The 22,672-nt window shown below is 64.5% G+C and carries 22 protein-coding genes and 1 tRNA gene; 13 read left to right on the top strand and 10 right to left on the bottom strand.

The features are described 5' to 3' along the window. Nucleotides 1-13: 13 nt before the first annotated feature. The 4 genes from CTR55_RS15575 to CTR55_RS15560 all read right to left on the bottom strand — a co-directional run bounded on the left by CTR55_RS15575 (nucleotide 14) and on the right by CTR55_RS15560 (nucleotide 3,642). On the bottom strand, nucleotides 14-772 hold the full coding sequence (locus tag CTR55_RS15575; protein WP_296287489.1) for a uroporphyrinogen-III synthase: 759 nt from the start codon (nucleotides 770-772) through the stop codon (nucleotides 14-16). After that, nucleotides 769-1,707: a hydroxymethylbilane synthase gene (hemC, locus tag CTR55_RS15570; RefSeq protein ID WP_296287487.1), complete on the bottom strand. Its 939-nt coding sequence runs from the start codon at nucleotides 1,705-1,707 to the stop codon at nucleotides 769-771. The genes CTR55_RS15575 and hemC overlap by 4 nt, the downstream gene beginning before the upstream one ends. 113 nt (nucleotides 1,708-1,820) lie before the next feature. Beyond that, nucleotides 1,821-2,567 carry an alginate biosynthesis regulator AlgR gene (gene algR / locus CTR55_RS15565; RefSeq protein WP_017521347.1) on the bottom strand — a complete coding sequence of 249 codons (747 nt, stop codon included), beginning with the start codon at nucleotides 2,565-2,567 and terminating at the stop codon, nucleotides 1,821-1,823. A 4-nt stretch (nucleotides 2,568-2,571) separates the two neighbouring features. Beyond that, the gene (locus CTR55_RS15560; RefSeq protein ID WP_296287485.1) at nucleotides 2,572-3,642 is read right to left on the bottom strand and encodes a sensor histidine kinase; all 1,071 of its coding nucleotides are present in this window, start codon (nucleotides 3,640-3,642) and stop codon (nucleotides 2,572-2,574) included. Nucleotides 3,643-3,875: 233 nt separating this feature from the next. Between CTR55_RS15560 and argH the strand changes: the two genes are divergently transcribed. After that, entirely contained in the window at nucleotides 3,876-5,270 is a 1,395-nt protein-coding gene (gene argH, locus CTR55_RS15555) for an argininosuccinate lyase (protein WP_296287484.1), read from the top strand. A 134-nt stretch (nucleotides 5,271-5,404) separates the two neighbouring features. Here argH and gabT read toward each other — a convergent pair whose 3' ends face one another. Next, nucleotides 5,405-6,685 (bottom strand): 4-aminobutyrate--2-oxoglutarate transaminase, encoded by a 1,281-nt coding sequence (gene gabT, locus CTR55_RS15550; RefSeq protein ID WP_045213232.1) that lies wholly within the window; start codon nucleotides 6,683-6,685, stop codon nucleotides 5,405-5,407. Between the two features lie 202 nt (nucleotides 6,686-6,887). After that, nucleotides 6,888-8,339 (bottom strand): NADP-dependent succinate-semialdehyde dehydrogenase, encoded by a 1,452-nt coding sequence (gene gabD / locus CTR55_RS15545; protein ID WP_296287483.1) that lies wholly within the window; start codon nucleotides 8,337-8,339, stop codon nucleotides 6,888-6,890. A gap of 657 nt (nucleotides 8,340-8,996) precedes the next feature. Between gabD and CTR55_RS15540 the strand changes: the two genes are divergently transcribed. The 5 genes from CTR55_RS15540 (at nucleotide 8,997) to CTR55_RS15520 (ending at nucleotide 12,447) form a co-directional block, all read left to right on the top strand. Then, nucleotides 8,997-9,073 (top strand) — tRNA-Arg (locus tag CTR55_RS15540). 218 nt (nucleotides 9,074-9,291) lie between these two features. Continuing rightward, nucleotides 9,292-9,885 (top strand): hypothetical protein, encoded by a 594-nt coding sequence (locus tag CTR55_RS15535; protein ID WP_296287482.1) that lies wholly within the window; start codon nucleotides 9,292-9,294, stop codon nucleotides 9,883-9,885. Between the two features lie 248 nt (nucleotides 9,886-10,133). Continuing rightward, nucleotides 10,134-11,372, top strand: a complete 1,239-nt coding sequence (locus CTR55_RS15530; RefSeq protein ID WP_296287481.1) for an amidohydrolase family protein — start codon at nucleotides 10,134-10,136, stop codon at nucleotides 11,370-11,372. 37 nt (nucleotides 11,373-11,409) lie between these two features. Next, nucleotides 11,410-11,994 carry a MarC family protein gene (locus CTR55_RS15525; RefSeq protein WP_296287480.1) on the top strand — a complete coding sequence of 195 codons (585 nt, stop codon included), beginning with the start codon at nucleotides 11,410-11,412 and terminating at the stop codon, nucleotides 11,992-11,994. Between the two features lie 18 nt (nucleotides 11,995-12,012). Next, nucleotides 12,013-12,447 carry a winged helix-turn-helix transcriptional regulator gene (locus tag CTR55_RS15520; RefSeq protein ID WP_296287479.1) on the top strand — a complete coding sequence of 145 codons (435 nt, stop codon included), beginning with the start codon at nucleotides 12,013-12,015 and terminating at the stop codon, nucleotides 12,445-12,447. 25 nt (nucleotides 12,448-12,472) lie between these two features. Here CTR55_RS15520 and CTR55_RS15515 read toward each other — a convergent pair whose 3' ends face one another. Continuing rightward, nucleotides 12,473-13,198 carry a hypothetical protein gene (locus tag CTR55_RS15515; RefSeq protein WP_296287478.1) on the bottom strand — a complete coding sequence of 242 codons (726 nt, stop codon included), beginning with the start codon at nucleotides 13,196-13,198 and terminating at the stop codon, nucleotides 12,473-12,475. Nucleotides 13,199-13,267: 69 nt separating this feature from the next. Then, nucleotides 13,268-13,444: a hypothetical protein gene (locus tag CTR55_RS15510; protein ID WP_296287476.1), complete on the bottom strand. Its 177-nt coding sequence runs from the start codon at nucleotides 13,442-13,444 to the stop codon at nucleotides 13,268-13,270. A gap of 175 nt (nucleotides 13,445-13,619) precedes the next feature. Between CTR55_RS15510 and CTR55_RS15505 the strand changes: the two genes are divergently transcribed. Then, entirely contained in the window at nucleotides 13,620-14,054 is a 435-nt protein-coding gene (locus CTR55_RS15505; protein ID WP_296287475.1) for a CBS domain-containing protein, read from the top strand. 19 nt (nucleotides 14,055-14,073) lie between these two features. Here the strand turns inward: CTR55_RS15505 and CTR55_RS15500 are convergent, their stop codons facing one another. After that, on the bottom strand, nucleotides 14,074-14,811 hold the full coding sequence (locus CTR55_RS15500) for a metallophosphoesterase (RefSeq protein WP_296287474.1): 738 nt from the start codon (nucleotides 14,809-14,811) through the stop codon (nucleotides 14,074-14,076). 354 nt (nucleotides 14,812-15,165) lie between these two features. On the opposite strand from CTR55_RS15500, the gene CTR55_RS15495 reads away from it, so the two are divergent. The 4 genes from CTR55_RS15495 (at nucleotide 15,166) to CTR55_RS15480 (ending at nucleotide 19,239) form a co-directional block, all read left to right on the top strand. Next, nucleotides 15,166-17,382, top strand: a complete 2,217-nt coding sequence (locus CTR55_RS15495; protein ID WP_296287473.1) for a TonB-dependent receptor — start codon at nucleotides 15,166-15,168, stop codon at nucleotides 17,380-17,382. Between the two features lie 15 nt (nucleotides 17,383-17,397). Further along, complete coding sequence (locus CTR55_RS15490) at nucleotides 17,398-18,474, top strand: ABC transporter substrate-binding protein (RefSeq protein ID WP_296287471.1); 1,077 nt, start codon at nucleotides 17,398-17,400, stop codon at nucleotides 18,472-18,474. A gap of 196 nt (nucleotides 18,475-18,670) precedes the next feature. Beyond that, a complete protein-coding gene (locus CTR55_RS15485; RefSeq protein ID WP_296287469.1) occupies nucleotides 18,671-18,895 on the top strand; it encodes a type II toxin-antitoxin system HicA family toxin in 225 nt (74 codons plus the stop codon). Next, a complete protein-coding gene (locus CTR55_RS15480) occupies nucleotides 18,892-19,239 on the top strand; it encodes a type II toxin-antitoxin system HicB family antitoxin (RefSeq protein ID WP_296287468.1) in 348 nt (115 codons plus the stop codon). Before CTR55_RS15485 ends, CTR55_RS15480 begins: the two co-directional genes overlap by 4 nt. Before the next feature lie 63 nt (nucleotides 19,240-19,302). On the opposite strand, the gene CTR55_RS15475 is transcribed toward CTR55_RS15480, so the two are convergent. Further along, on the bottom strand, nucleotides 19,303-20,034 hold the full coding sequence (locus CTR55_RS15475) for a class II aldolase/adducin family protein (RefSeq protein ID WP_296287466.1): 732 nt from the start codon (nucleotides 20,032-20,034) through the stop codon (nucleotides 19,303-19,305). 339 nt (nucleotides 20,035-20,373) lie between these two features. On the opposite strand from CTR55_RS15475, the gene CTR55_RS15470 reads away from it, so the two are divergent. Together CTR55_RS15470 and CTR55_RS15465 are read left to right on the top strand one after the other, a co-directional pair. After that, nucleotides 20,374-21,528, top strand: a complete 1,155-nt coding sequence (locus CTR55_RS15470) for an LLM class flavin-dependent oxidoreductase (protein ID WP_045213251.1) — start codon at nucleotides 20,374-20,376, stop codon at nucleotides 21,526-21,528. 17 nt (nucleotides 21,529-21,545) lie between these two features. Continuing rightward, a complete protein-coding gene (locus CTR55_RS15465) occupies nucleotides 21,546-22,601 on the top strand; it encodes an ABC transporter substrate-binding protein (protein WP_151188988.1) in 1,056 nt (351 codons plus the stop codon). Nucleotides 22,602-22,672 lie beyond the last annotated feature (71 nt).

Below are 22,672 nucleotides of genomic sequence, written 5' to 3'. Positions count from 1 at the left end.
CTCAGAAATTGTTCTAGTCGGCGCTTCTCAACGCTTCCATTAACGCCGCTGGGCTGGCGCCCCGGCAATCGATTACTTGCAGCGCACCCATCTCTCGCGCCTGCTCGGCCACTCGCGGGCTGGGCACGAATAACGGCATCGCTCGAACCTGCGGCCAATCCTCCGCCGCCAGCCGCCGCAGGTGCTCAAGCCCCTGCCCGCTACTGACCGCGATGGCGTTCAAACGCTCCCCCTGGATTCGCCGCAGCAATTCGCCCCGGGGGTAGCTCGGCATTTCGCGCCGGTAGAGTTCCAGATAGTCCACCGCCACGCCTTGGCCGCGCAGGCGCTCGGCGAGAAATTCTCGGCCACTCTCGCCGCGCATGATCAGCACCTTTGGATCATGTACCTGCAAAGCCTGCTCGAACTCCGGCAGGGCCAGCAGGGCTTCACTGTCGTCGCCTTCCTGCGGGCAGACCACATCCAGACCGTAGTCTTCGAGGATAGTCGCCGTGGCGGCGCCGACGGTGAACCAGCGCTGGGTCAGCGGCGGTTGCGGCCAGTAGCGGTCGAGCCGCTCCAGACCCAGGCGCGCCGCCGGCTTGCTGACCACGATAACCGCGCAGTAGCGGTCCAGGTCAAGAATCAGGCTGCGCTCGACGGGTGTCTCTTCGCGCGGCGTGATCGCCAGCAAGGGCAGGCAGTCGCCGTGGATGCCGTGCTCGGCGAGGGTGGCGGCGAGCGCCGCACAATCCTCTTCGGGACGGGTCAGCAGCAGCCGCCAGCGGCTCACGGGTGGCCGGCCTCGCCGTAGACCGCGCTGAGGATTTCCTCGGCGCCCTGGCTCAGCAGATCGTCGGCGACCTTCACGCCAAGGGTTTCGGCGTCGGCCAACGGGGCGCGCGCTTCGGCGCGCAGCAGCTGGGTGCCGTCAGGCTGACCAACCAGGCCACGCAGCCACAGTTGGTCGCCTTCGAGAATGGCGTAGCAGGCAATGGGCACCTGGCAGCCGCCATTCAGGCGCTTGTTCAGCGCGCGCTCGGCGGTGACGCGCAAAGCGGTCTCGCGGTGATGCAGCGGCTGCAGCAGTGTGTGGATTTCCGCATCGGCGGTACGGCATTCGATGCCCACCGCGCCCTGACCACCGGCCGGCAGGCTGGCTTCGACGCTGATGGAGGAGCGAATGCGGTCTTCGAAGCCGAGGCGGATGAGGCCGGCGGCGGCGAGGATGATGGCGTCGTACTCGCCGGCATCAAGCTTGGCCAGGCGGGTGTTGACGTTGCCGCGCAGGAAGCGGATCTGCAGGTCCGGGCGGCCGGCCAGCAGTTGGGCCTGGCGGCGCAGGCTGGAGGTGCCGACCACGCTGCCGGCAGGCAGGTCGTCGAGGCTGGCGTAGGTGTTGGAGACGAAGGCGTCGCGCGGGTCTTCACGCTCGCAGATGCAGTACAGGCCCAGGCCTTCGGGGAAGTCCATCGGCACGTCCTTCATGGAGTGCACGGCGATGTCCGCTTCGTTCTCCAGCAGGGCGGTTTCCAGCTCCTTGACGAACAGGCCCTTGCCGCCGATTTTCGCCAGCGGCGCGTCCAGCAGCTTGTCACCACGGCTGGTCATCGGCAGGAGGGTCACGATCAGGCCGGGATGAGCCTGTTCCAGGCGGGCCTTGACGTATTCGGCCTGCCAGAGTGCCAGGGCGCTCTGGCGCGTGGCGATACGGATTTCGCGAGACATGGGCATTTCCAGGCAAAGAAAGCGTGCAAGAAAGTGCCCGCATGATAACAGCTCACGCAAACGAAAAGCCCGGGGGCCGCCCCCCAGGCTTCGGGCGCTGCGGCACTGTGTCGCTACAGGTTATGCATGAGCCGCCTGACGCCGGCGACATGGCGGCGGCTGACGGTCAGCGCATCGCCGTTGAGTCCTTTCAGGTACAGCTGGAAGTGCCCCAGCGGGGTGCGCTGCAGGCGCTCGATGCGCTCGCGCGAAACCAGCGCGTTGCGGTGGATACGCACGAAGCGGTCGCCGAATTCGTCTTCCAGCGCCTTCAGCGGTTCGTCCAGCAGCACTTCACCGCCCGCGTGGCGCAGGGTCACGTACTTGTGGTCGGCAATGAAGAAGATCACGTCTTCCAGCGGAATCAGCTCGATACCTTTGCGGGTTCGCGCGCTGATATGGCTGCGCGGGCCGGGGCCGCCGGCCGCCGGGGGCTTGGTCAGCGCCGCCAGTTGCACGCGGTTGGGCCGCGAGGCTTTCTTCAGGGCGTCGGCCAGGTCCTCGCTGCGGACCGGCTTGACCAGGTAGCCGACCGCACTGACCTGGAACGCCTCCAGGGCGAATTCATCATGAGCGGTGCAGAAGATCACCGCCGGCGGGGCTTCGCGCTCGCACAGCTTGGCGGCCACCTGAAGCCCGTCCAGGCCGGGCATGCGGATATCCAGCAGGACGATATCCGGCTTCAGGCTGTCGATCAGCGTTAGCGCTTCTTCGCCGTTGCTGGCGGAGGGCTCGAGGACGCGATAGCCGTCCAGTTGCCCCACCAGCCGGGCCAGGCGCTCTCGCGCCAGGGGTTCGTCATCGACGATCAGGACATTCATAAGCTCAGGCTTCCTGCATGAGACGCGCACATGGATAGCGTAGACAGGTGAAGTGCCGTCCGTCACGGCGCTCGACGCTGAGACTAGCTTTTGGCCCGAAAAGTGCCGCAAGTCGCGCTGCAATATTTTGCAGGGCTTGCTTGGTCCCCTTCGTGGGCAGGGTCTCGGTCGATTCGTCGTACGGGCTGCTCACACAGAGCTGGAACACACCGTCACGGTAGTCCGCCTCAACTTTCACCAGACCGCCTTCAATGCGCGGCTGGATGCCATAAATCAATGCGTTCTCCAGCAACGGTTGCAGCGTCAGCTGGGGAATCGGCACGCCATCGGGCACGCCGCTCACCTGCCAGTCCATCTGCAACCGGTCGCCAAGACGGAACTGCTCAATGGAAAGATAGCGTCTGGCCAGCTCAAGTTCCTCTCCCCAGGAAATTAATGTTCCAGGTTTGGCCAGGCTGGCGCGGAAAAGATCCGAAAGATTCAACACCGCCAGCTCGGCCTTCGCCGGATCGATCTCGATCAGGCTGGCGATGCTGTTCAGGCTGTTGAACAGGAAATGCGGACGGATACGCGCCTGCAACGATTCGATCCGCGCCCGCAGTTCGGCCTGTTCCTGACGCCGCCATTGGCTCTGCAGATAAAAGTAGCGTAGCAACAGCGTGGACATGATGAGCGCAATCAATGCATGCCGCAGGTAGAGATTGACCTCGCCAGTGCGCGATATCGGCCCGCCCAGGGAAAAGTAATCGGCCACCACCGTGCAACCCAGTGTCAGCAAGACCACCAGCGCGCAGCTGAGCAGCCCGGAGAACCACGCCGGCCAGCGCGCCATCAGCGGGCGCAGCTGGCACAGCAGGCCGGCCGAGAGCAGCACGATCCACTGTACGAACAGCGAGGACAGGGCCAGGCGCACCCAGTTGAAGCTGGGCGTCATCGGCTCGGCGAGCACCAGCACGAGCACCAGCAGCTCGGCGAGCAGCACCAGGCTGAACAGCGCTTCGGGCTGGCAGAGTTCCGGGATGAAGAAGTCTTCGTTGGGCGCCGGCCTGGCGCCGGTCTTTGTCTGTGTGGGCATCGACGCAGTTTCCGTAAGCGCCTGCACGGCGGCAAGCGCCGCGTGCGACCAATAACCTGGAATTGTCGGGCAGCGCAAAGATCGGCCACGGGCCCCGCGACGATTCACCGCCACTCCCCCGCCCCAACCCGCCAAAGCGCCGCCGGTTTTGTGCTCCGGCCTGCTATTATCGTCGCACTTTGACCTTCCTGCAGGCCGCGCGCCGCGCCTGCCCGTTTCAGCGAGAGAGATCCATGAGCGTAGAGAAGACCAACCAGTCCTGGGGCGGCCGCTTCAGCGAGCCCGTCGATGCCTTTGTCGCCCGCTTCACCGCTTCCGTCGACTTCGACAAACGCCTCTATCGCCACGACATCATGGGCTCCATGGCCCACGCGACCATGCTGGCCAAGGTCGGCGTGCTGACCGACGCCGAGCGCGACACCATCATCGATGGCCTGAAGCAGATCCAGAGCGAAATCGAGGCCGGCAGCTTCGACTGGCGCGTCGACCTGGAAGACGTGCACATGAACATCGAGGCACGCCTGACCGACCGCATCGGCATCACCGGCAAGAAGCTGCACACCGGCCGTTCGCGCAACGACCAGGTGGCCACCGACATCCGCCTGTGGCTGCGCGACGAGATCGACCTGATCCTCGCCGAGATCACCCGCCTGCAACAGGGCCTGCTGGGCCTGGCGGAAGCCGAAGCGGATACCATCATGCCCGGCTTCACCCACCTGCAGACCGCACAGCCGGTGACCTTCGGCCACCACCTGCTGGCCTGGTTCGAAATGCTCAGCCGCGACTACGAGCGCCTGGTGGACTGCCGCAAGCGCGCCAACCGCATGCCCCTGGGCAGCGCCGCGCTGGCGGGCACCACCTACCCAATCGACCGGTCCATCACCTGCGAACTGCTGGGATTCGAAGCGATCTCCGGCAACTCGCTGGACGGAGTGTCCGACCGCGACTTCGCCATCGAATTCTGCGCCGCCGCCTCGATCGCGATGATGCACCTGTCGCGCTACTCCGAAGAGCTGGTGCTCTGGACCAGCGCCCAGTTCCAGTTCATCGACCTGCCCGACCGCTTCTGCACCGGCTCCTCGATCATGCCGCAGAAGAAGAACCCGGACGTACCGGAGCTGGTGCGTGGCAAGTCCGGCCGCGTGTTCGGCCACCTCGCCGGTCTGCTGACCCTGATGAAGGGCCAACCACTGGCGTACAACAAGGACAACCAGGAAGACAAGGAACCGCTGTTCGACGCCGCCGACACCCTGCGCGACAGCCTGCGCGCCTTCGCCGACATGGTTCCGGCGATCAAGCCCAAGCGCGAGATCATGCGCGAAGCGGCCCGCCGCGGCTTCTCCACCGCCACCGACCTGGCCGACTACCTGGTGCGCCGTGGCCTGCCGTTCCGTGATTGCCACGAGATCGTCGGCCACGCCGTGAAGTACGGCGTGGACAGCGGCAAGGACCTGGCTGAGATGAGCCTCACCGAACTGCGCCAGTTCAGCGACCAGATCGACGACGACGTGTTCGCCGTGCTGACCCTGGAAGGCTCGGTGAACGCCCGCGACCACATCGGCGGCACCGCGCCGAACCAGGTCCGCGCCGCCGTAGTACGCGGCAAGGAACTGCTGGCTTCTCGTTAAGCGGAGAGCCCCGAAACGTAAAAACGCCGCTCCCCCAGGGACGCGGCGTTTTTTATTTCCAGTCCGCTCAGCACCGCCCCAAAAGAAAGGCCCGCTTGCGCGGGCCTTGTCTTGAACGGTTAGAGCGGTAAGGCTCAGGCCAGTTCGTCGAAGCACTCGGCCAGGATGGCCAGGCCTTTCTCCAGCTGCGCGTCAGGGATGGTGACGGGCATCAGGAAGCGGATCACGTTGTAGTAGGTACCGCAGGAGAGCAGGATCAGACCTTTCTCACGGGCACGAACCACGATCTTGCTGACCAGTTCAGCGGCCGGCTTGTTGTGATCGCCGCCTTCGAACAGCTCGATGGCAATCATCGAACCCAGGCCACGAACGTCGCCGATGACCTTGTGCTTGGCCTGGATGTCGCGCAGACCCGCTTTCAGGCTCTCGCCAACGGCTTGCGAACGCTCCAGCAGCTTCTCTTCGTCGAACACTTTCAGCACGGCCAGAGCCGCAGCGCAAGCGATCGGGCTACCGGCGTAGGTGCCGCCCAGGCCGCCGGGAGCGATGGCGTCCATGATTTCGGCTTTGCCGGAAACACCGGAGATCGGGAAACCACCGCCAACGGATTTGGCGAAGGTGGTCAGGTCCGGAACGATGCCCAGTTGTTCGGTGGCAAAGAAGGTGCCGGTACGGCCAGCGCCGGTCTGTACTTCGTCAGCGATCAGCAGGATGCCGTGCTCGTCGCACAGGGCGCGCAGGCGCTGCATGAAGGCCTTGGAGTTGACGTAGAAGCCACCCTCGCCCTGAACCGGCTCGATGATGATGGCAGCGATGTCACGCGGCTGAGCGTCGTTCTTGAAGATGCGCTCGATGCTGGCGATCGACTCGTCTTCGCTCACGCCGTGCAGTTCGCACGGAGCCAGGGCGCGGAAGATGCCGCCCGGCATCAGGCCCATGCCAGCGGAGTACGGAACGACCTTGCCGGTCAGGCCCAGGGTCATCATGGTACGGCCGTGGTAGGCGCCGGTGAAGGCGATCACGCCAGCGCGGCCGGTGGCGGCACGGGCGATCTTGACGGCGTTCTCAACAGCTTCGGAGCCGGAGGTGACCAGCAGAGTCTTCTTCGGGAAGTTGCCCGGAACGCGCTTGGCGATTTCTTCGGCCAGCTCGATGTAGGGCTCGTACGCCAGCACCTGGAAGCAGGTGTGGGTCAGCTTGGTCAGTTGCTCCTGAACGGCGGCAACCACTTTCGGGTGCAGGTGGCCGGTGTTCAGTACGGCGATGCCGCCAGCGAAGTCGATGTACTCACGACCTTCGACGTCCCACACGGTGGAGTTCTCGGCGCGCTCGGCGACGACCGGGTGGATCTGGCCTACGCCGCGCGGTACGGCGGCCTGACGACGTTGCAGCAGGGATTCGTTGGTTTTGCTCATAACTTCCTCAGTGGCCGCTCATCGGGCGACCGGATCAAAGGATGAAAGCGGGGAGAAGCCACTCACGACAGCATACGATGATCGACTGTCGTGGCACTTGCGGCCCGCCGGACGGGTTGTCCGGTGCTACCACCGGAAAACGCCGACGCGAAGGTGGCTGTCAGCTCTTGCCTGCCACCCTCGCGCCCACGGAAAAATCAGCTCAGATACCGCCGAGGCAGAGGTACTTGATCTCGAGGTAGTCCTCGATACCGTACTTCGAGCCTTCGCGGCCCAGGCCCGAAGCCTTGATGCCGCCGAACGGCGCCACTTCGTTGGAGATCAGGCCGGTGTTGATGCCCACCATGCCGTATTCCAGCTGCTCGGCGACGCGGAACACACGGGCCAGGTCGCGAGCGTAGAAGTAGGAAGCCAGGCCGAACTCGGTGTCGTTGGACATGGCGATGACTTCGGCCTCGTCCTTGAAGCGGAACACCGGCGCCAGCGGGCCGAAGGTCTCGTCCTTGGACACCAGGGCGCTCTTCGGTACGTCGACCAGGATGGTCGGCTCGAAGAAGGTGCCACCCAGGGCGTGCGGCTTGCCGCCGGTGAGCACCTTGGCGCCTTTGGAAACGGCGTCGGCAATGTGCTCTTCGACCTTGGCCACGGCCTTGGAATCGATCAGCGGGCCGGTGGTGATGCCCTGCTCCAGGCCGTTGCCGATGTTCAGCTTGGCCACGGCGGCCTTCAGCTTCTCGACGAAGGCGTCGTACACACCGTCCTGCACGTACAGGCGGTTGGCGCAGACGCAGGTCTGGCCGTTGTTGCGGTACTTGGAGATCAGCGCACCTTCGACGGCGGCATCCAGGTCGGCATCGTCGAACACGATGAACGGGGCGTTGCCACCCAGTTCCAGGGACACTTTCTTGATGTCCTTGGCGCACTCGGCCATCAGCTGGCGACCGATCTCGGTGGAGCCAGTGAAGGTCAGCTTGCGCACGATCGGGTTGCTGGTCAGCTCACCGCCGACTTCGCCGGCACTACCGGTGACGACGCTGAACACGCCCTTCGGAATACCGGCGCGCTCGGCCAGCTCGGCCAGGGCCAGGGCGGAGTACGGGGTCTGCGAGGCGGGCTTGAGCACCATGGTGCAGCCAGCGGCCAGGGCCGGGCCGGCTTTACGGGTGATCATCGCGGACGGGAAGTTCCACGGGGTAATGGCCGCGGTCACGCCGATCGGCTGCTTGATCACGATGATGCGCTTGTCGGGCTGGTGACCCGGAATGGTGTCGCCGTAGATGCGCTTGGCTTCTTCGCCGAACCACTCGAGGAAGGAGGCAGCGTAGGCGATTTCGCCCTTGGCTTCGGCCAGCGGCTTGCCCTGCTCGATGGTCATCAGGCGGGCCAGGTCGTCCTGGTTCGCGATCATCAGGTCGAACCACTTGCGCAGCTTGTTGGCGCGCTCTTTCGCGGTCAGCGCACGCCAGGCCGGCAGGGCCTTGTCGGCGGCTTCGATGGCACGACGAGTCTCGTCGGCGCCCATCTTCGGCACGGTGCCGATGATCTCGTTGGTAGCCGGGTTGTTCACGTTGATGGTCTTGCCGTTGTCGGCGTCGACCCAGGAACCGTCAATGTAAGCCTGTTGGCGGAACAGCTTGGCATCATTGAGTTGCATGACCTGTCTCCTTTCGAGGAAAGCCTGTGGACGGCGGGTCCACCTCGAGTCCCCGCCGGCCTTGTTGTCTGGATGGGAGAGACCGTAGTCTCTGCCGTTCATTCGCCCCGGCCGACCAGTATCGACGCAGGAGGCGAATGCCGCCTCAGCTTGGAGGCGACGCCCGGCGAACGGCTCTTAGTTCGCTCGGCATGCGGACACGAAAAAACGCAGGCCGGGGTCATTGCCCGGTCTGGTTGAACTCGTTCACGCACAGATTCCCAGGCTGGGCCCAGGAGTACGACTGCCCTACAACCTTCCGGTACGCTGATCGACGGAAGCCGCACGGAGACCTGTCACAAGGGACATGCGGTGGGTGCAACGGAAGACTGTCATCCCGCAGGCTGATGGCCGGCTGGTGTGATGCCAATGCTCCGGTCTCCTGTTGTTGTGGTGGGGAGGCGTTTGAAATCTCAAACGAATCCTAGGGCCCCCGACTGCAAAGGGCAATAGCTTGTTCGACAAAACCCACGAGGGCATCCGCTTGCAGGGCGTTTTCGGCCATTTTCTACCGACAAGTGGCCGTTTTCGTTCGATATCATGAACGAGCGTACCTGCATTGGACGCCTGCACGGGAGATGCGTATGATTGCCGCCTGCCGCGCCAGCCGCGGCATACGCACCAGTAGCTCAGCTGGATAGAGTACTGCCCTCCGAAGGCAGGGGTCGTGGGTTCGAATCCCGCCTGGTGCGCCATCTACACTGTTTCGAGACTGCCCCAGGCACTCTGCGAAACCGCCTGAAAAGCCCGCCCTGAGCGGGCTTTCCTGTTTCTGGCGGCAACGTCTGCGGCGCCTGCCCGGTATGCCGGCCGGCCCCAGGGCCAGATTTACCCTCGAAGCCCTGTGATTCATCTTCGCCACCAGAGGCTGTATAAGCCTCCGGCTATCGCGCGAGAAAAGGACAAACCGCCCATGCTTCGGCTCCTGCTGCCCGCCCTGCTGCTGACCCTTGCCGGGTGCGCCACCAAGCCTCCGGCGCACCCCGAAAACCTTTGCGAGATCTTTCGCGAAAAGCCGCAATGGCATGAAGCGGCGCTGAAAGTGCAGAAGCGCTGGGGCGGGACTGTCCAGGTGCCGATGGCAATGATGTACCAGGAGTCCTCCTTCAAGCACGATGCCTTGCCACCGCGTTATTACTTCCTCGGTTTCATCCCCTGGGGCCGGGTCAGTTCCGCCTACGGCTACGCCCAGGCCAAGGACGAGACGTGGGCGGACTACAAGAAGGAAGCGGGAGGCTGGGGCGCCGACCGAGACGACTTCGCCGATGCGCTGGATTTCATGGGTTGGTACATGAACAAGAGCTACAGCGTGAACCGCGTCTCCAAGTGGGACGCCTATGGCCAGTACCTGAACTACCACGAGGGCTGGGGCGGCTACCGCCAGCGCAGCTATGACGCCAAGCCGTGGCTGAAGACGGTGTCGCAGAAGGTTCAGACCCGCGCCTCGGTGTACGGCGCCCAGTACAAGAGCTGCGAACAGGAGCTATCGAGCGGCGGCTGGTTCTAGCCGGCCCGGATGCTTGCCCGCCAGCGAATTTCTCGCCGCAAAAATATGCGTGACGTCACACATGCCAGCGGAGACTCGCCCCCCGGCGAGCGCGCGCCCCCATTTCTCATCGCATCCAATCAATGACTTAGCGGGGAATCCCGGCACCTTGAGATCAATTTCATGGCCACTTAGAACGCATTGCGTTCTATTTTTCTCGGGCGTAGGTTTTCCAGCCGTTGTACTGGAGAACTCACGAAGAGGTAGCCATGAACATTCTTCTGAAGAACGCCCAGATATTCGACGGCCAGCATCCGACGCTGCGCAAGGGTGACGTGCTCGTCTGCGGCCCGCACATCCTTTCCATCGATCACACCCAGCCCCTCTCCCCCACCGGCACACTCACCATCGACCTCAAGGGCAAATACCTGATGCCCGGCCTGATCGATGCCCATGTTCACATCACCGCCAGCCAGGTGGACCTGAACCAGGAAACCGAGCTCCCCGGTTACGTGTATGCCCGCAGCTTCAGCTTCCTCGGCAGCATGCTCAATCGCGGCTTTACCTCGGTGCGGGATGCCGGTGGCGCCGACGCGGGCATCAAGCGCGCGATCGAGGACCAGGTGGTACCCGGCCCCCGGCTGTTCATGAGCTGTCGCGCCCTGAGCCAGACCGGAGGCCATGGCGATTTCCGCCACCCGTCCAGCCCGATGATTACCTGCGCCTGCAGCCTGCATACCGGCTCGACGATCTCGGTCATCGCCGATGGCCTGAGCGCCGTGCGCAAAGCCGTGCGAGAGCAGTTCCGCATGGGCGCATCACAGATCAAGGTCATGGCGAGCGGCGGTATCGCCTCGCCCAACGACCGGATCGAGAACCTGCAGTACTCGGAAGCGGAGTTGGCGGTCATCGTCGACGAGGCGCAGCGCTACAACAGCTACGTCATGGCCCATGCGTACTCGCCGGCGGCGATTATCCGCTGCGTCAGAAGTGGCGTCAGATCCATCGAGCACGGCAACCTGCTGAATGCGGAGGCCGCCCAGGTCATGCACGAGCACGATGCCTTCCTGGTCCCGACGCTGTCGATCTACAACGCCTTCATCCAGAACGCCGGCAACCCGACCGCGGGCATTCCGGATTCGGTGCTGTTGAAGCTCAAGGATGTGCAGTCCCAGGCGCTGGAGGCCGTACGGCTGGCACGCCGCTATGGCGTGAAGATCGGCCTGGGCACGGACCTGCTCGGCGAGTTCCACAACTGCCAGACCGATGAGCTGAAGCTGCGGGCACAGGTCGACACCCCCTTCGACGTCCTGCATTCGGCCACTGGAGTGAATGCCGAACTGCTCAACATGAAGGGCCAGCTCGGTGTGGTGGCGCCCGGTGCCCTGGCCGACCTGATCGTGGTGGATGGTGACCCGCTGCAGGAGCTCGCGCTGTTCGACGCGGAAGGAAGCCATGTGCCTTTGGTCATGAAGAACGGCGAGATCATGAAGAACCAGTTGCCCTGACCGGCAACCGTCCCCGAGTCGAAAGCGAGCCCCCGCCATGTTTCATGCCTATCTGCTGAGCCTGAGTGGAATAGCCATCATCATCAATCCGCTGACGATGTTTTCCATCTTCACCTCATATACCCAGGGCTTGCCGAGCGACGATATAACCCGCATCGGCAAGAAGACCACGCTGGCCGTGGCCATCACCTTGCTGATTTGCATCTGGTTCGGCATGGAGCTGTTCCGCTTGCTGGGTATTACCCTGGCCTCCCTGCAGGTCGCGGGTGGGTTATCGCTACTGATCTCCTGCCTGCAGGGGCTCAATGATCATTCGAAGAGCGCGCCCAGCCCGGGCAGCAATATCGCGGTCGTCCCACTGTGTATTCCGGTGATCGCCGGGCCGGCGGCGATCTCGGTGGTGATCAAACTCACCAGCGAAACCGCCAGCCCGATCTCGGTCAGCCTGGCTGCCTTGACCGTCACAGCAGTGCTGGGTAGCTTGTTTCACTTCAGCGTCCCGGTGTCGAAGTTGCTGGGCGAACAGGCGATGAGTGCAATCAAGCAGATCTCCTACCTGGTCCTGGCCTGCATCGGCGCGACACTCTTCATTACCGGCGTTGAAACCATGATCAGCCAATAGTGCACAACGAGAGCCTGCATGACGGAAAGAGAACTCAAGCAACTCACCGAGTTATTGAGAACCAACCATGCACTTTGGCAGAAATACCTCGAGCCTATTATCAATGAAGCCGGCGTTACCTTTGTTGACCGCGTCATTCTCGACAACTTGCGGGAAGACAGCTTTTCAACGAAGAACGACCTGGCGAACAAGCTCGGAATGCCGCACCAGAACCTGACGCGTTCCCTGGCGCGCCTGGAAGGCAGCGGGCTGATCGTCATCCAGAAGAAGACCGGCCTGGATCTGCGGCAGATCTACCTGTCGCTGACGCCGCAGGGCAAGCTGATCAACGACAAGATCAACGGCGACATCAATTCCGCCTGGCAGCAGGTATCCCGCAACATCCCCGAGCAGGAGCTGCTGAGCTTCATGTCGGTCCTCTACCGGATGAACAGCAACCTGCTCGATCTCTGAACTGACGGGCCGTCGCCAGAAACAATCAGCGCCCCATGATCCGCCGGAATTCGTCCCGATATTCCTCATACGGCAAGTTGCGCCGCTGCAATTCCATCAACCGCTGCTCCTGACTCAAAGGCTGGGAGACATGGGCGACGGTTTCCACTGCGGTGGGTGCGACCGGCGGCGGAACGGCTTCCGGTGGCTGTGCCGGTGTGGTGGCCGGCAGCGGCGTCGGCAGGCTGCGGGACGGCCGGGCGACCAGCAGGGCGCCGGTGATCTCGTCGACGATCTGTTCAGACACGGCACCCACCTCGGACGAGCCCAGGGAGGTGAACAGATCGCCATCGGCCTCGCTTTCGTAGCGACGCGAGGCGAGCAGTTGGCCGGTCAGGCCGTCGTGGTAGCGCACGGTAGAGGTGATCCACTCCCCGTCGCCGCTGCCCGGCCGGTCGTTGGCGTTATGCCCGGCGCCGACTTCGATCACCACCAGGGTCGACAGGGTATCGGTAGCGCGCGGTTCGCCGTCCTGCTCGGTGAGCTGGTAGTCCGCCGAGCCTGCTTCGTCGCGCAGCGCCTGGCGCCAGCTGGCTTTCAGCGCACCCCAGCGCGGGTTGGCTGCCACTGTGGCGTCGGGCTGGAAGTTCACCACCATCACATGGCGAGTGTCTCGGTAGAGGGAGATGGGCGCGGTGCGGTCATCCCGGCGGACGTCCGAAGAACATCCACAGAGCAGGGAAACGGCCAGGGCGAGCGTGACGTTGCGCATGGTGCTTTCTCTTTATTGTCTGCCCAGCATTCTGCCAGCCAATCATGACGCCCGGATATCGTCCGAAGGTCAGTCGAACTCATCATCCAGGCCCGGCTGGTATTCCTCCGCGTCCTCGTCGTCCTCTTCGTGATCGCCGGGCGGGTCCTCGAAGAACGCCGCATCCTCCTCCAGCAGGCCGTAGAGATCGTCATCGAGGTCCAGCAGGTGGTCGTGTTCGGGCTCGTGGAGGTCTTCGTCAGTCATGGCCGGTCTTTCGTGGGGGGAAACGGGGAAGGGACTCACAGTATAAGTCGCACTGGGGCAGGATGACGCTCCGGTAACGGCGGACGGCGCTTTCCGGCCTTGCCGGATCGCGTTTCGTCCACGATTCTCTATGAACCACGGGCATCGCGCCGTGAACGACGAACAGGGGGTAGGAATGAAGACTGTGGCTCAGCTGTTGAACGCCAAGGCGGACCAGCAGGTTTACACCATCGCCCCGGATGCGCTGGTGATCGACGCGTTGCGCCTGATGGCGGAGAAGAACCTCGGCGGCCTGCCGGTGGTGGAGGCCAACCAGTTGGTCGGCTTCTTCAGCGAGCGCGATTACGCCCGGCGCCTGGCGCTCAAGGGACGCAACTCGGAAGACACGCCGATCAGCGCAGTGATGACCGCGCCGGTGATCACCGTGGACACCCACCTGAACGTCGACAAGTGCATGGGCATCATGACCGAGCGCCACCTGCGCCACTTGCCGGTGGTGGAGAACGGCGAGCTGATCGGGCTGCTGTCCATCGGTGACCTGGTGAAGGCCGCCATTGCCGAACAGGCCGCGCTGATCCAGCAACTGGAGCAGTACATTCGCGGCGAGTGACAGTCGCTGTGGCGACCGCTCAGCGCGCGGTCGCCGTGTCGACCTTGCCACTGTGCAGGTCGACGATGCTCAGGCAGCCGTCGGCATAGCCGCTGCCCGTATCGATGTAGTGGGTATTGCCCAGCGGGCGCACGGCACTCTGCGCGGTATGGCCGACGTACAGGCGCTCCAGCCCGCTGATCGGCGTGGCGTCTTCCTTCTCGATCCGCGTACGCGCCCACATCGCCAGGCCGACGGCGTTGCGCCGGGCGGTTTCGCCCAGCTCGCCGGCTAGCGCGGCGACGCCGCTGTCCCAGTCGGGGAAGGCCGGTGAGACCGGTGCCTCGGCATGCACGATGCCGACGCGACGGCCCTCCCCCAGTTCGACTTCGATCACCAGCGGCAACTGCTGCAACCGCCGGGCGATGCGCTCGCGGGTCACCGGCGTGAGCTTGTAGAGCCAAGCGCCGCCATTGCGAAAATGCAGGTCGCGGTCATCGCCGGCCAGCACCACGTCGATCACCAACTGCTCGTGGTTGCCCCGTACCGAGGCGAACCAGGGCTTGGCCAGCCAGTCGAGCACCTGCGGGGAATAGGGTCCGCGATCCACCAGGTCGCCGGCGGCGAACAGGCGATCGGCGGCCGGATCGAAGCCGACCTGATCGAGCAGACGCTGCAGCAGTTCGAAATGGCCGTGCACATCCCCCACCACGAAATCGCGGCCGCGCAGGTTGTGCGGGAAGCGTTGCAGGGGCTGCTCCGGCAAGAGCGTATTCATTGCCAACTCCAGGGCTTTCAAGCGACCAGCTTATCAGTTGCACATTGCGTTCCAGCGGCCCTGCGACGAAAGCCTCGGCAGCCTGCTGACCTGCTGCTGCCCAGGCAGCGACAACCCAGCATGGACTGCTGCCCCAGCAGCACCTCCCGTGCAGCTTCAAATAAAAACCCTTTAGGATCAGTCACTTAGACTTTCTTCAGAAAGCGGTACGGATGTTGCGATGTTCCCGGCAAGCCTTCCGGCCTTTCCAACGCGTGAGCCAGCACAAGAGCAACGCAATAACCGCTTCATGCCTTGCGGCGACGACCGAGCACCACAGAGCCAGCCGTCCTTTCGCCGCCCACTGGGGACACCATGTTCAAACGCAACACCCTCTCCCTCGCCGTCCTGGCGAGCCTCGCCAGCTTCGCCGCCCAAGCGGCAGATGGCGATACGCAGACCAACGCAGAAACCAGCGCCGCACCCACCCTCGGCAAGGTGGTGGTCACCGCGCAGAAGCGCGAGGAGTCGGTACAGGAAGTACCGGCGCCGATCACCGTGCTGAGTGGCGAGAAGATCCGCGACGCCTCCCTGCAATCGGCCAGCGAAGTCACCCGCTACACCCCCAACGCCTCCGCCGGCACCACCGACGGGCACGGCCGCCCGCGCTGGTGGATTCGCGGCCTGGGCACCGGCGACCAGGGCGCCAACACCGTCAGCCCGATCGGCATCTATGTCGATGACGTGTACATCGCCAACATCAGCGCCACCGGCTTCCCGCTGTTCGACCAGGAGCGCGTGGAAGTGCTGCGTGGCCCACAGGGCACGCTATGGGGCAAGAACACCACGGGCGGCGCGATCAACTTCATTTCGCGCAAGCCGACCTTCAGCCCCGAGGGCTACTTCAAGGTCGACATGGGCAACTACGCCAACCGCATCGTCGAAGGCGCAGTGAGCGACGCGCTGGTCGACGACAAACTGGCCGGGCGCCTGTCCTTCCACCACCAGGGCCGCGACGGCTACACCGAGAACATCAACGACGGCAACGACCAGGGCGCGCTGGAAGATGACGCGGTGCGCCTGCAACTGGCCGCGCGGGTGAACGACAACCTCGACGCCAACCTCAACGTCCACGCCCGCCACTACCACGACACCGCCAGCTACAACACGGTGAGCTACGGCACCCGCCCGAACGGCACCAACCAGTTCGGCTATTCCATTGACCCGAAACTGGGCAAGGCCAACTTCAACGCCAAGTACCAGGCCGAGATCGACCAGGCCGGCAGCAACCTCAACCTGGTCTGGCAACTGGGCGAGCTGGAGCTGACCTCCATCACCGCCTTCGAGCACTTCACCCGCGACGGCTGGACCGACAGCGACAACACCCCGCTGGAACTGCAGCGCAGCTACAGCTACGCCGACAGCCAGCAGTGGTCGCAGGAACTGCGCCTGGCCTCGCCGCGCAGCGACCGGCTGAACTGGGTGCTGGGCTTCCACTACTTCAACGAAGACCTGCAGTCGAAGAACGCCAACGCCGCGCTGCCCAACGTCTACGTCCCCAGCTACTACAACAACGTCAGCTACGACCAGCAGACCGAGAGCTACGCCGTCTTCGGCAGCACCACCTACAACTTCACCGACGACTTCAGCGTCACCGCCGGCCTGCGCTGGACCCGCGAAACCAAGGACATCGACCTGGCGCGCCTGGTCAACCGGGGCGCGGCCAGCTTTGGCGAAGGGCACTGGTGGCAGCCGGGCAACGTCGACTCGCCGCTGATCGTCAACGCCACCCAGGACGAGAGCAACACCTGGAGCGACTACAGCTGGGACCTGACGCCCGAGTACCGGATCTCCGACAACGCCCGCGCCTACTTCCGCTACGCCCGTGGCTTCCGCTCCGGCGGCTACAACGCCGGGGTCACCAGCCAGGCCACGGTGGCCAAGGTCGACCCGGAATACCTCACCTCCTACGAGTTGGGCCTGAAGTCGGAATGGTTCGACGGCCGCCTGAACGCCAACGCCAGCGTCTTCTACTACGACTACGAGGACATCCAGCTCAACATCGTGACGGCGGTGAACAACCAGACCGTCTCGCGCCTGGCCAATGGCGCCCAGGGCGAGGCCTACGGCGCCGAGTTCGAGCTGGAAGCCATTCCGGTGCAGAACCTGCACCTCAACCTCGGCCTGGGCCTGCTGCACACCGAGTTCACCGACTACACCTCGGGCAACGACGACTACTCCGGCAACCACTTCGTCCGCGCGCCCAGCGTCTCGGCGGTGATCGGCGCCGACTACCGCATCCCGCTGAACGTCGGCGGCGCGGTGGTGCTGGGCACCGACTGGAACACCCGCAGCCGCCAGTACTTCTTCACCAACGACCAGGGCGCCAACATGCGCACCGGCGGCTACACCCTGGGCAACGCGCGGGTGACCTACGAACTGCCGGGCGACACCACGCGCATCACCGCCTACGTGAACAACCTCACCGACAAGGAATACCGCAACCACACCCTGCCCACCGGCTACCAGACCGCCGCCGTCATGTACGGCGACCCGCGCACCTTCGGCGTTTCGGTCACCACCGACTTCTGAGCGAGGCAAAAACCCATGAACCTTCTGCATCGTGCGCTGCGCCGGCTGCTGCCGGCCGCCGCCGCGCTGCTCGCCGGCCACGCCCTGGCCGCCGAGCAGCCGACCACCCTGCGTATCGCCACGGTGGCCTACGCCAACGCCGGGCAAATCACCTTCAACGGCCCGTCCTACGTCATCGACCGTGACAAGTGGCTGGAGCAGCAACTGGCCCAGCGCGGCGTCAAGCTGGAATGGGTGCCCGCTGCTACCGGCTCGGTGGGCACCTTCGTCAACGAGGAGTTCGCCAACAAACGCATCGACTTCGCCTTCTACGGCGACCTGCCGTCGATCATCGCCAACGCCTCCGGCGTGCAGACCCAACTGATCGTTCCCGGCGGCATCGGCAACAACGTCTACCTGGTGGTGCCGCCGGGCTCCACGGCCAAATCCATCGCCGACCTCAAGGGCAAGCGCATCGCCCTGCACCGTGGTCGGCCGTGGGAGCTGTCATTCGCCAAGCTGCTGGAAGCCAACCACCTGCAGTTCAGCGACTTCCGTATTTTCAACCTCAACCCGCAGGCCGGCGCTGCCGCGCTGAGTGCTGATCGCGTGGATGCCTTCTTCACCCTCAGTGACGCCTTCCTGCTGGAAGACAAGCAGGTCGGCCGCATTATCTGGTCGAGCAAGGAAGCGCCGGCGGACTGGAAGATGCGTGCCGAAGTCTGGGGCGCGCGGGACTTCGTCAAGGACCATCCCGACCTCGCCCAACTGGTGGTGGACGCCTACCTGAAAGCCGCGTGGTGGGTTTCCCAGGACGCCAACCAGGCGGAGTACCAGCAAGCCCAGACTCGCTCCGGCGTGCCGCTGAGCGTGCTGCAGCGCGAGGTCTCCGGCGAACCGTGGCCGGCGCACTTCTCCCCGCTCTACGACGACGCCCTGCGCCAGCACTACACCGACGGCATCGCCTACAGCCTGAAGGCGAAACTGATCCGCAACGAGGTGAAAGTCGATGACCTGCTGGAACCGAAGTTCGTCGAGCAGGGATTGAAGAACTTGCAGCTGGAGAGCTTCTGGCAGCGTAGCGCCGGGACTTCCGTCGCCGCCAAGCCTTGATCTGATGTAGGAGCGAACTCTGTCCGCGATAGATAGCCGGCCGCTCGGAGCTGGCCTGTTGCACATCGCGGACGGAGTCCACTCCTACGGAGTGACCCGACGTTTCGATCTCAATCTACGCAGGAGGCGGACAGTAAATGCTATCATTCAGCGATAGCATTCAATGATGCAGAACCGCCACCGAAAGACCCTTGCCATGATCTACCGCACGCCCACCAGTGCGGGGATCGTGTTTGCCGACATCGAGGCCCTGATCCTGTATCTGGGCGGAGTCGTGGAGGAGCGAGAGGGCTCGCGAGTAAGGATGGTTCTGCAAGGACAGACCTGGCGCTGCCATCGCCCGCATCCGGGCAAGGAAGCCAAGCGCTACCAGGTCGAAGAAGCCCGCGAACTCCTGCGCCGGGCTGGAGTGGAAACATGAGTCGCATGACCTACAAGGGTTACACCGCCCGCATCGAGTTCGACGACCGCGACGATCTTTTCGTGGGTCGCCTGCTGGGCGTGCACGACATCATCAGCTTCCATGCCGACAGCGTCGGTGGTTTGCATGCTGCCTTGCAGGAGGCGGTCGAGGACTATCTCGCTGACTGCGCCGAGCGCGGCGTGGAGCCGGAGAAGCCCGCGTCCGGGAAGATCATGCTGCGCATCCGGCCGGAGGTGCATGCGGCCGCCGTCATCGCAGCGAAGGCCTCCGGCAAGAGCCTGAATCAATGGGCGGAGAATGTGTTCGAGCGCGCGGCGCGGAAGAACACACGGAGCCTGTAGGAGCCTGATCCTCGCCCACAAAAAAAGCCCTCGCAAGAGGGCTTCTTCATGCCGGGAAGAAACTCAGGCCGCCGCTTCCAGCAGCTTCTGGCCCTGCTCCCAGAGGCCGGTCATCTTCCATTGCTGTTCCAGCACGCCAGGACCGAATTCCTGGGAGCCGCCGAGGCCTTCGGCAAGGCCCTGGAAGTACGCGCCTTCCTCGATCAGCAGGATCAGCTTGGATGCCTTGATCAGGTCGTCGCCCCAGAAGGTCGCGCCGCCGTTGGCTTCGAGAATCGCCGGGGTGTTGGCGTTCTCGGCGAGCCGGTCGAGGATGAACAGCGGCTCGGGCTGGCGGCGGTCGATGTAGATCGGCAGCTCGCGGGCCAGGGTCACGCGCTGGGAGGCGGCATAGCGGATCGGCAGCACGCGGTGGGCACTGGCCCAGCCGCCGAGGTAAGGGGTGTGCACGTGGATCACCACGTTCACCTCCGGGCGCACCTGGAAGATCGCCGCGTAGCGCTTGCCGTTGCCGCCTGCGCCACGGCCACTCAGCGGGGTTGCGCCGGGAATGCTTTCGTCGAGGATCACCTCGCCTTCATAGGTGGCGACCACCGCGCGGATTTCCTGGTCGTCCGCCCACGGGTTGGGCGCGTGCACGGCGATCACCTTGTCGCTGTCCGGCACCCGCACGTAGGCCTGGTAGGTGTTGGTGGCGGTGAGGGTGCGGCTGTCCTTGAGCACGCGGAAGGCCTTGGCGAAATCGCGGCGGACCTGTTCGAGCTGGCGGGCGAGTTGCGGGTCGAGGGTGGACATGGAATGCCTCCTGGCAGTCGGGGATGGATGAACCGCATGGCGGTGTTCCACTGACTGAGCAGGACTTGTGCCACTATAAAATATCGCTACAAATCAACAGGTTAGAAAATATCAAAGCCAACAGCCAGGTGCCAACCCTGGCAGAGCGGGAAAAATTGCTGCCCGCCCAGCATCCCCTGCTGACCCACTGCTGCTGTACAGACAAACGCCCTGCTGCCAGAGCAGCACACCAGCCTGCAAACCGCGCCCCGCCTGGCTTGCGGGCTTTGGGCACAGCCCTTGCTCAAGACCTTGCACGAGCAGCACGACGCTGCCCCCGCCAAGTAAAGGAGCAAGGCCATGAGTACTGAATTCTTCTGGCGACTGCCGCTGGGCAGCGACGGTCCCTATCTCGCCTCTGACAAGAACAACCGTGGCAGCCATATCGAGCGCCCCGGCAACATTGCGCCGGGCCGCCTGCCCAACGGCGAGCCGGACGGCTTCACCTACATCGACTACATCGCCCAGGTGGCCAAGGCCGCCGAGATCGCCGGCTTCGAGGGCGCGCTGCTGCCCACCGGGCCGGAGCCGTGGATCGCCGCCGCCGCGCTGGCCCGCGAGACCCGCCGGATCAAGTTCCTGATCGCCTTCCAGGCCGCCTGGACTCTGCCGGCCTATGCCGCGCAGCAGGCAGCGATCCTCCAGCACCTGTCCCGCGACCGCCTGGAATGGAACATCATCACTGGCGGCAACCCCGCCAGCCAGCGCGCCAACGGCGACTTCCTCGAACACGACAAGCGCTACCAGCGCACAGGCGAGTTCCTCGACATCATCGACGGCCTGTGGAAGAACGAGCAGTTCTCCTACCAGGGCGACATCTACCAGCTGGAGAACGGCTCGCTGCCGATCGCGCTGCGCAACGTGCGCAAACCCGGCGTGTACTTCTCCGGTTTCTCCGACCCGGCGCTGGACGTCGCAGCCAAGCACGCCGACGTCTACCTCAACTGGGCCGAACCCATCGACAAGCTCAAGCCGCACCTGGAACGGGTGCGCGAGCTGGCCGACAAGCAGGGCCGCGAGATCCGCTTCGGCATCCGCATCGATCTGTTCGCCCGCGAAACCGAAGAGGCCGCCTGGAGCGAACTGCGCCGCCAGTACGAGCGCATCGACGCGCGCACCAGCGCCTTCATCAAGAACTTCGCCACTGGCTCGGATTCCGTCGGCGCCGCGCGGCAGACCGCTTACCACCAGAACGTCGAGCGCTTCGACGACCTGATCCTCGGTCCCAACCTCTGGGCCGGCTTCGGCAAGGCCAAGCCGGGGCCGACCATCGGCCTGGTGGGCAGCCACGAGAACGTCGCCGAGCGCCTCGCCGAATACCGCGATGCCGGTTTCTCCACCTTCATCCTCGCCGGCAACCCGCACCTGGAAGAAGCCCTGCGCATCGGCCAGGAAGTCCTGCCGCTGGTGCAGGGCAAACGCGCCGACGTCCACGAACTCAAGGCCCGCGCCTGAGCCACAAGGAGCTGCACATGTCCCGTCCCCTCGATACCCTCTGGTACACCCGCTGCCCGGTACCCACCGGCCTCGGCATCGCCGTGCAGAAAGGCTGGCTGGAAGAATCCCTTGCCGAGCAGGGCACGCAGATCAAGTCGCTGCGCGAGTCCGCCGACCAGGCGGTGCGCGAGTCGCACTTCGACCACACCCTGCAGAACTCGGTGCGCCACGGCGGCAACATCCCGGCCATCTGGGCCCGCGCCAGCGGCCGCGAAACCCGCGTGATCGGCCTGTCCTGGGCCGATGAGGCGCAACTGATCCTGACCACCGCCGAGAGCGGCATCCGCAGCGTGCGCGACCTCAAGGGCCGGCGCTTCGGCCTGCCGGACTGGAGCGGCGCGCAGATCGACTTCACCCGCGCCCAGGCCATCCGCGGCCTGGAGAACGCCCTGCGCCTGGAAGGCCTGGAAGTACGCGACCTGGAGCTGGTGGACTTCGGCCTGAAGGGCACCTTCAGCGACGAGGCGCCGGGCAACATCGTCGGCATCACCGGTCACGGCGGCAGCCGTCGGCGCAGCCAGAACCCGGAACTGGTCGGCCTGCTGCGTGGCGAAGTGGACGCGATCTTCCTCAAGGGCGCCCACGCCGTGCAGCTGGCGCAGCAGTTCGGCCTGCACACGGTGATCGACACCGGCGCCCATCCGGAGCCGCTTATCCGCGCCAACAACGGCACGCCTCGCACCTTGAGCGTCGACCTCAACCTGCTGGAGCAACACCCCGACGCCGCCACCGCGATCCTCGCCTCGGTATTGCGCGCGGAAGACTGGGCGCACCAGCACCCGGACGACACCCGCCGCTACCTGGCGCGGGAAACCAACAGCAGCGAATTCTGGGTCGCCACCGCCTATGGCGAAGACGCCCACCTGCGCCTGCGCACCAACCTGGACGAAGGCTCGATCCTCGCCCTGCAGGACTTCACCGACTTCCTGCAGCGCTGGAACTTCATCCCGGCGCGCTTCGACGTGCGCGAATGGATCGACCCGCGCCCGCTGGAAGCTCTGCGCAGCCGTCTCGCGCAGAAGACCGGCTGATCAACGTCACGAGGGCGACTCCCTCTGTTTCCCGACCTGGCCCCCGCGCGACGGCGCGGGGGCTTTCATCC

Origin of the sequence: Pseudomonas sp. (genome assembly GCF_002796985.1) — a bacterium.
In the GTDB taxonomy this organism is placed as follows: domain Bacteria; phylum Pseudomonadota; class Gammaproteobacteria; order Pseudomonadales; family Pseudomonadaceae; genus Pseudomonas.
The sequence above is the reverse complement of the archived record's forward strand: the minus strand, read 5'-3'. Positions and strand labels throughout refer to the sequence as shown.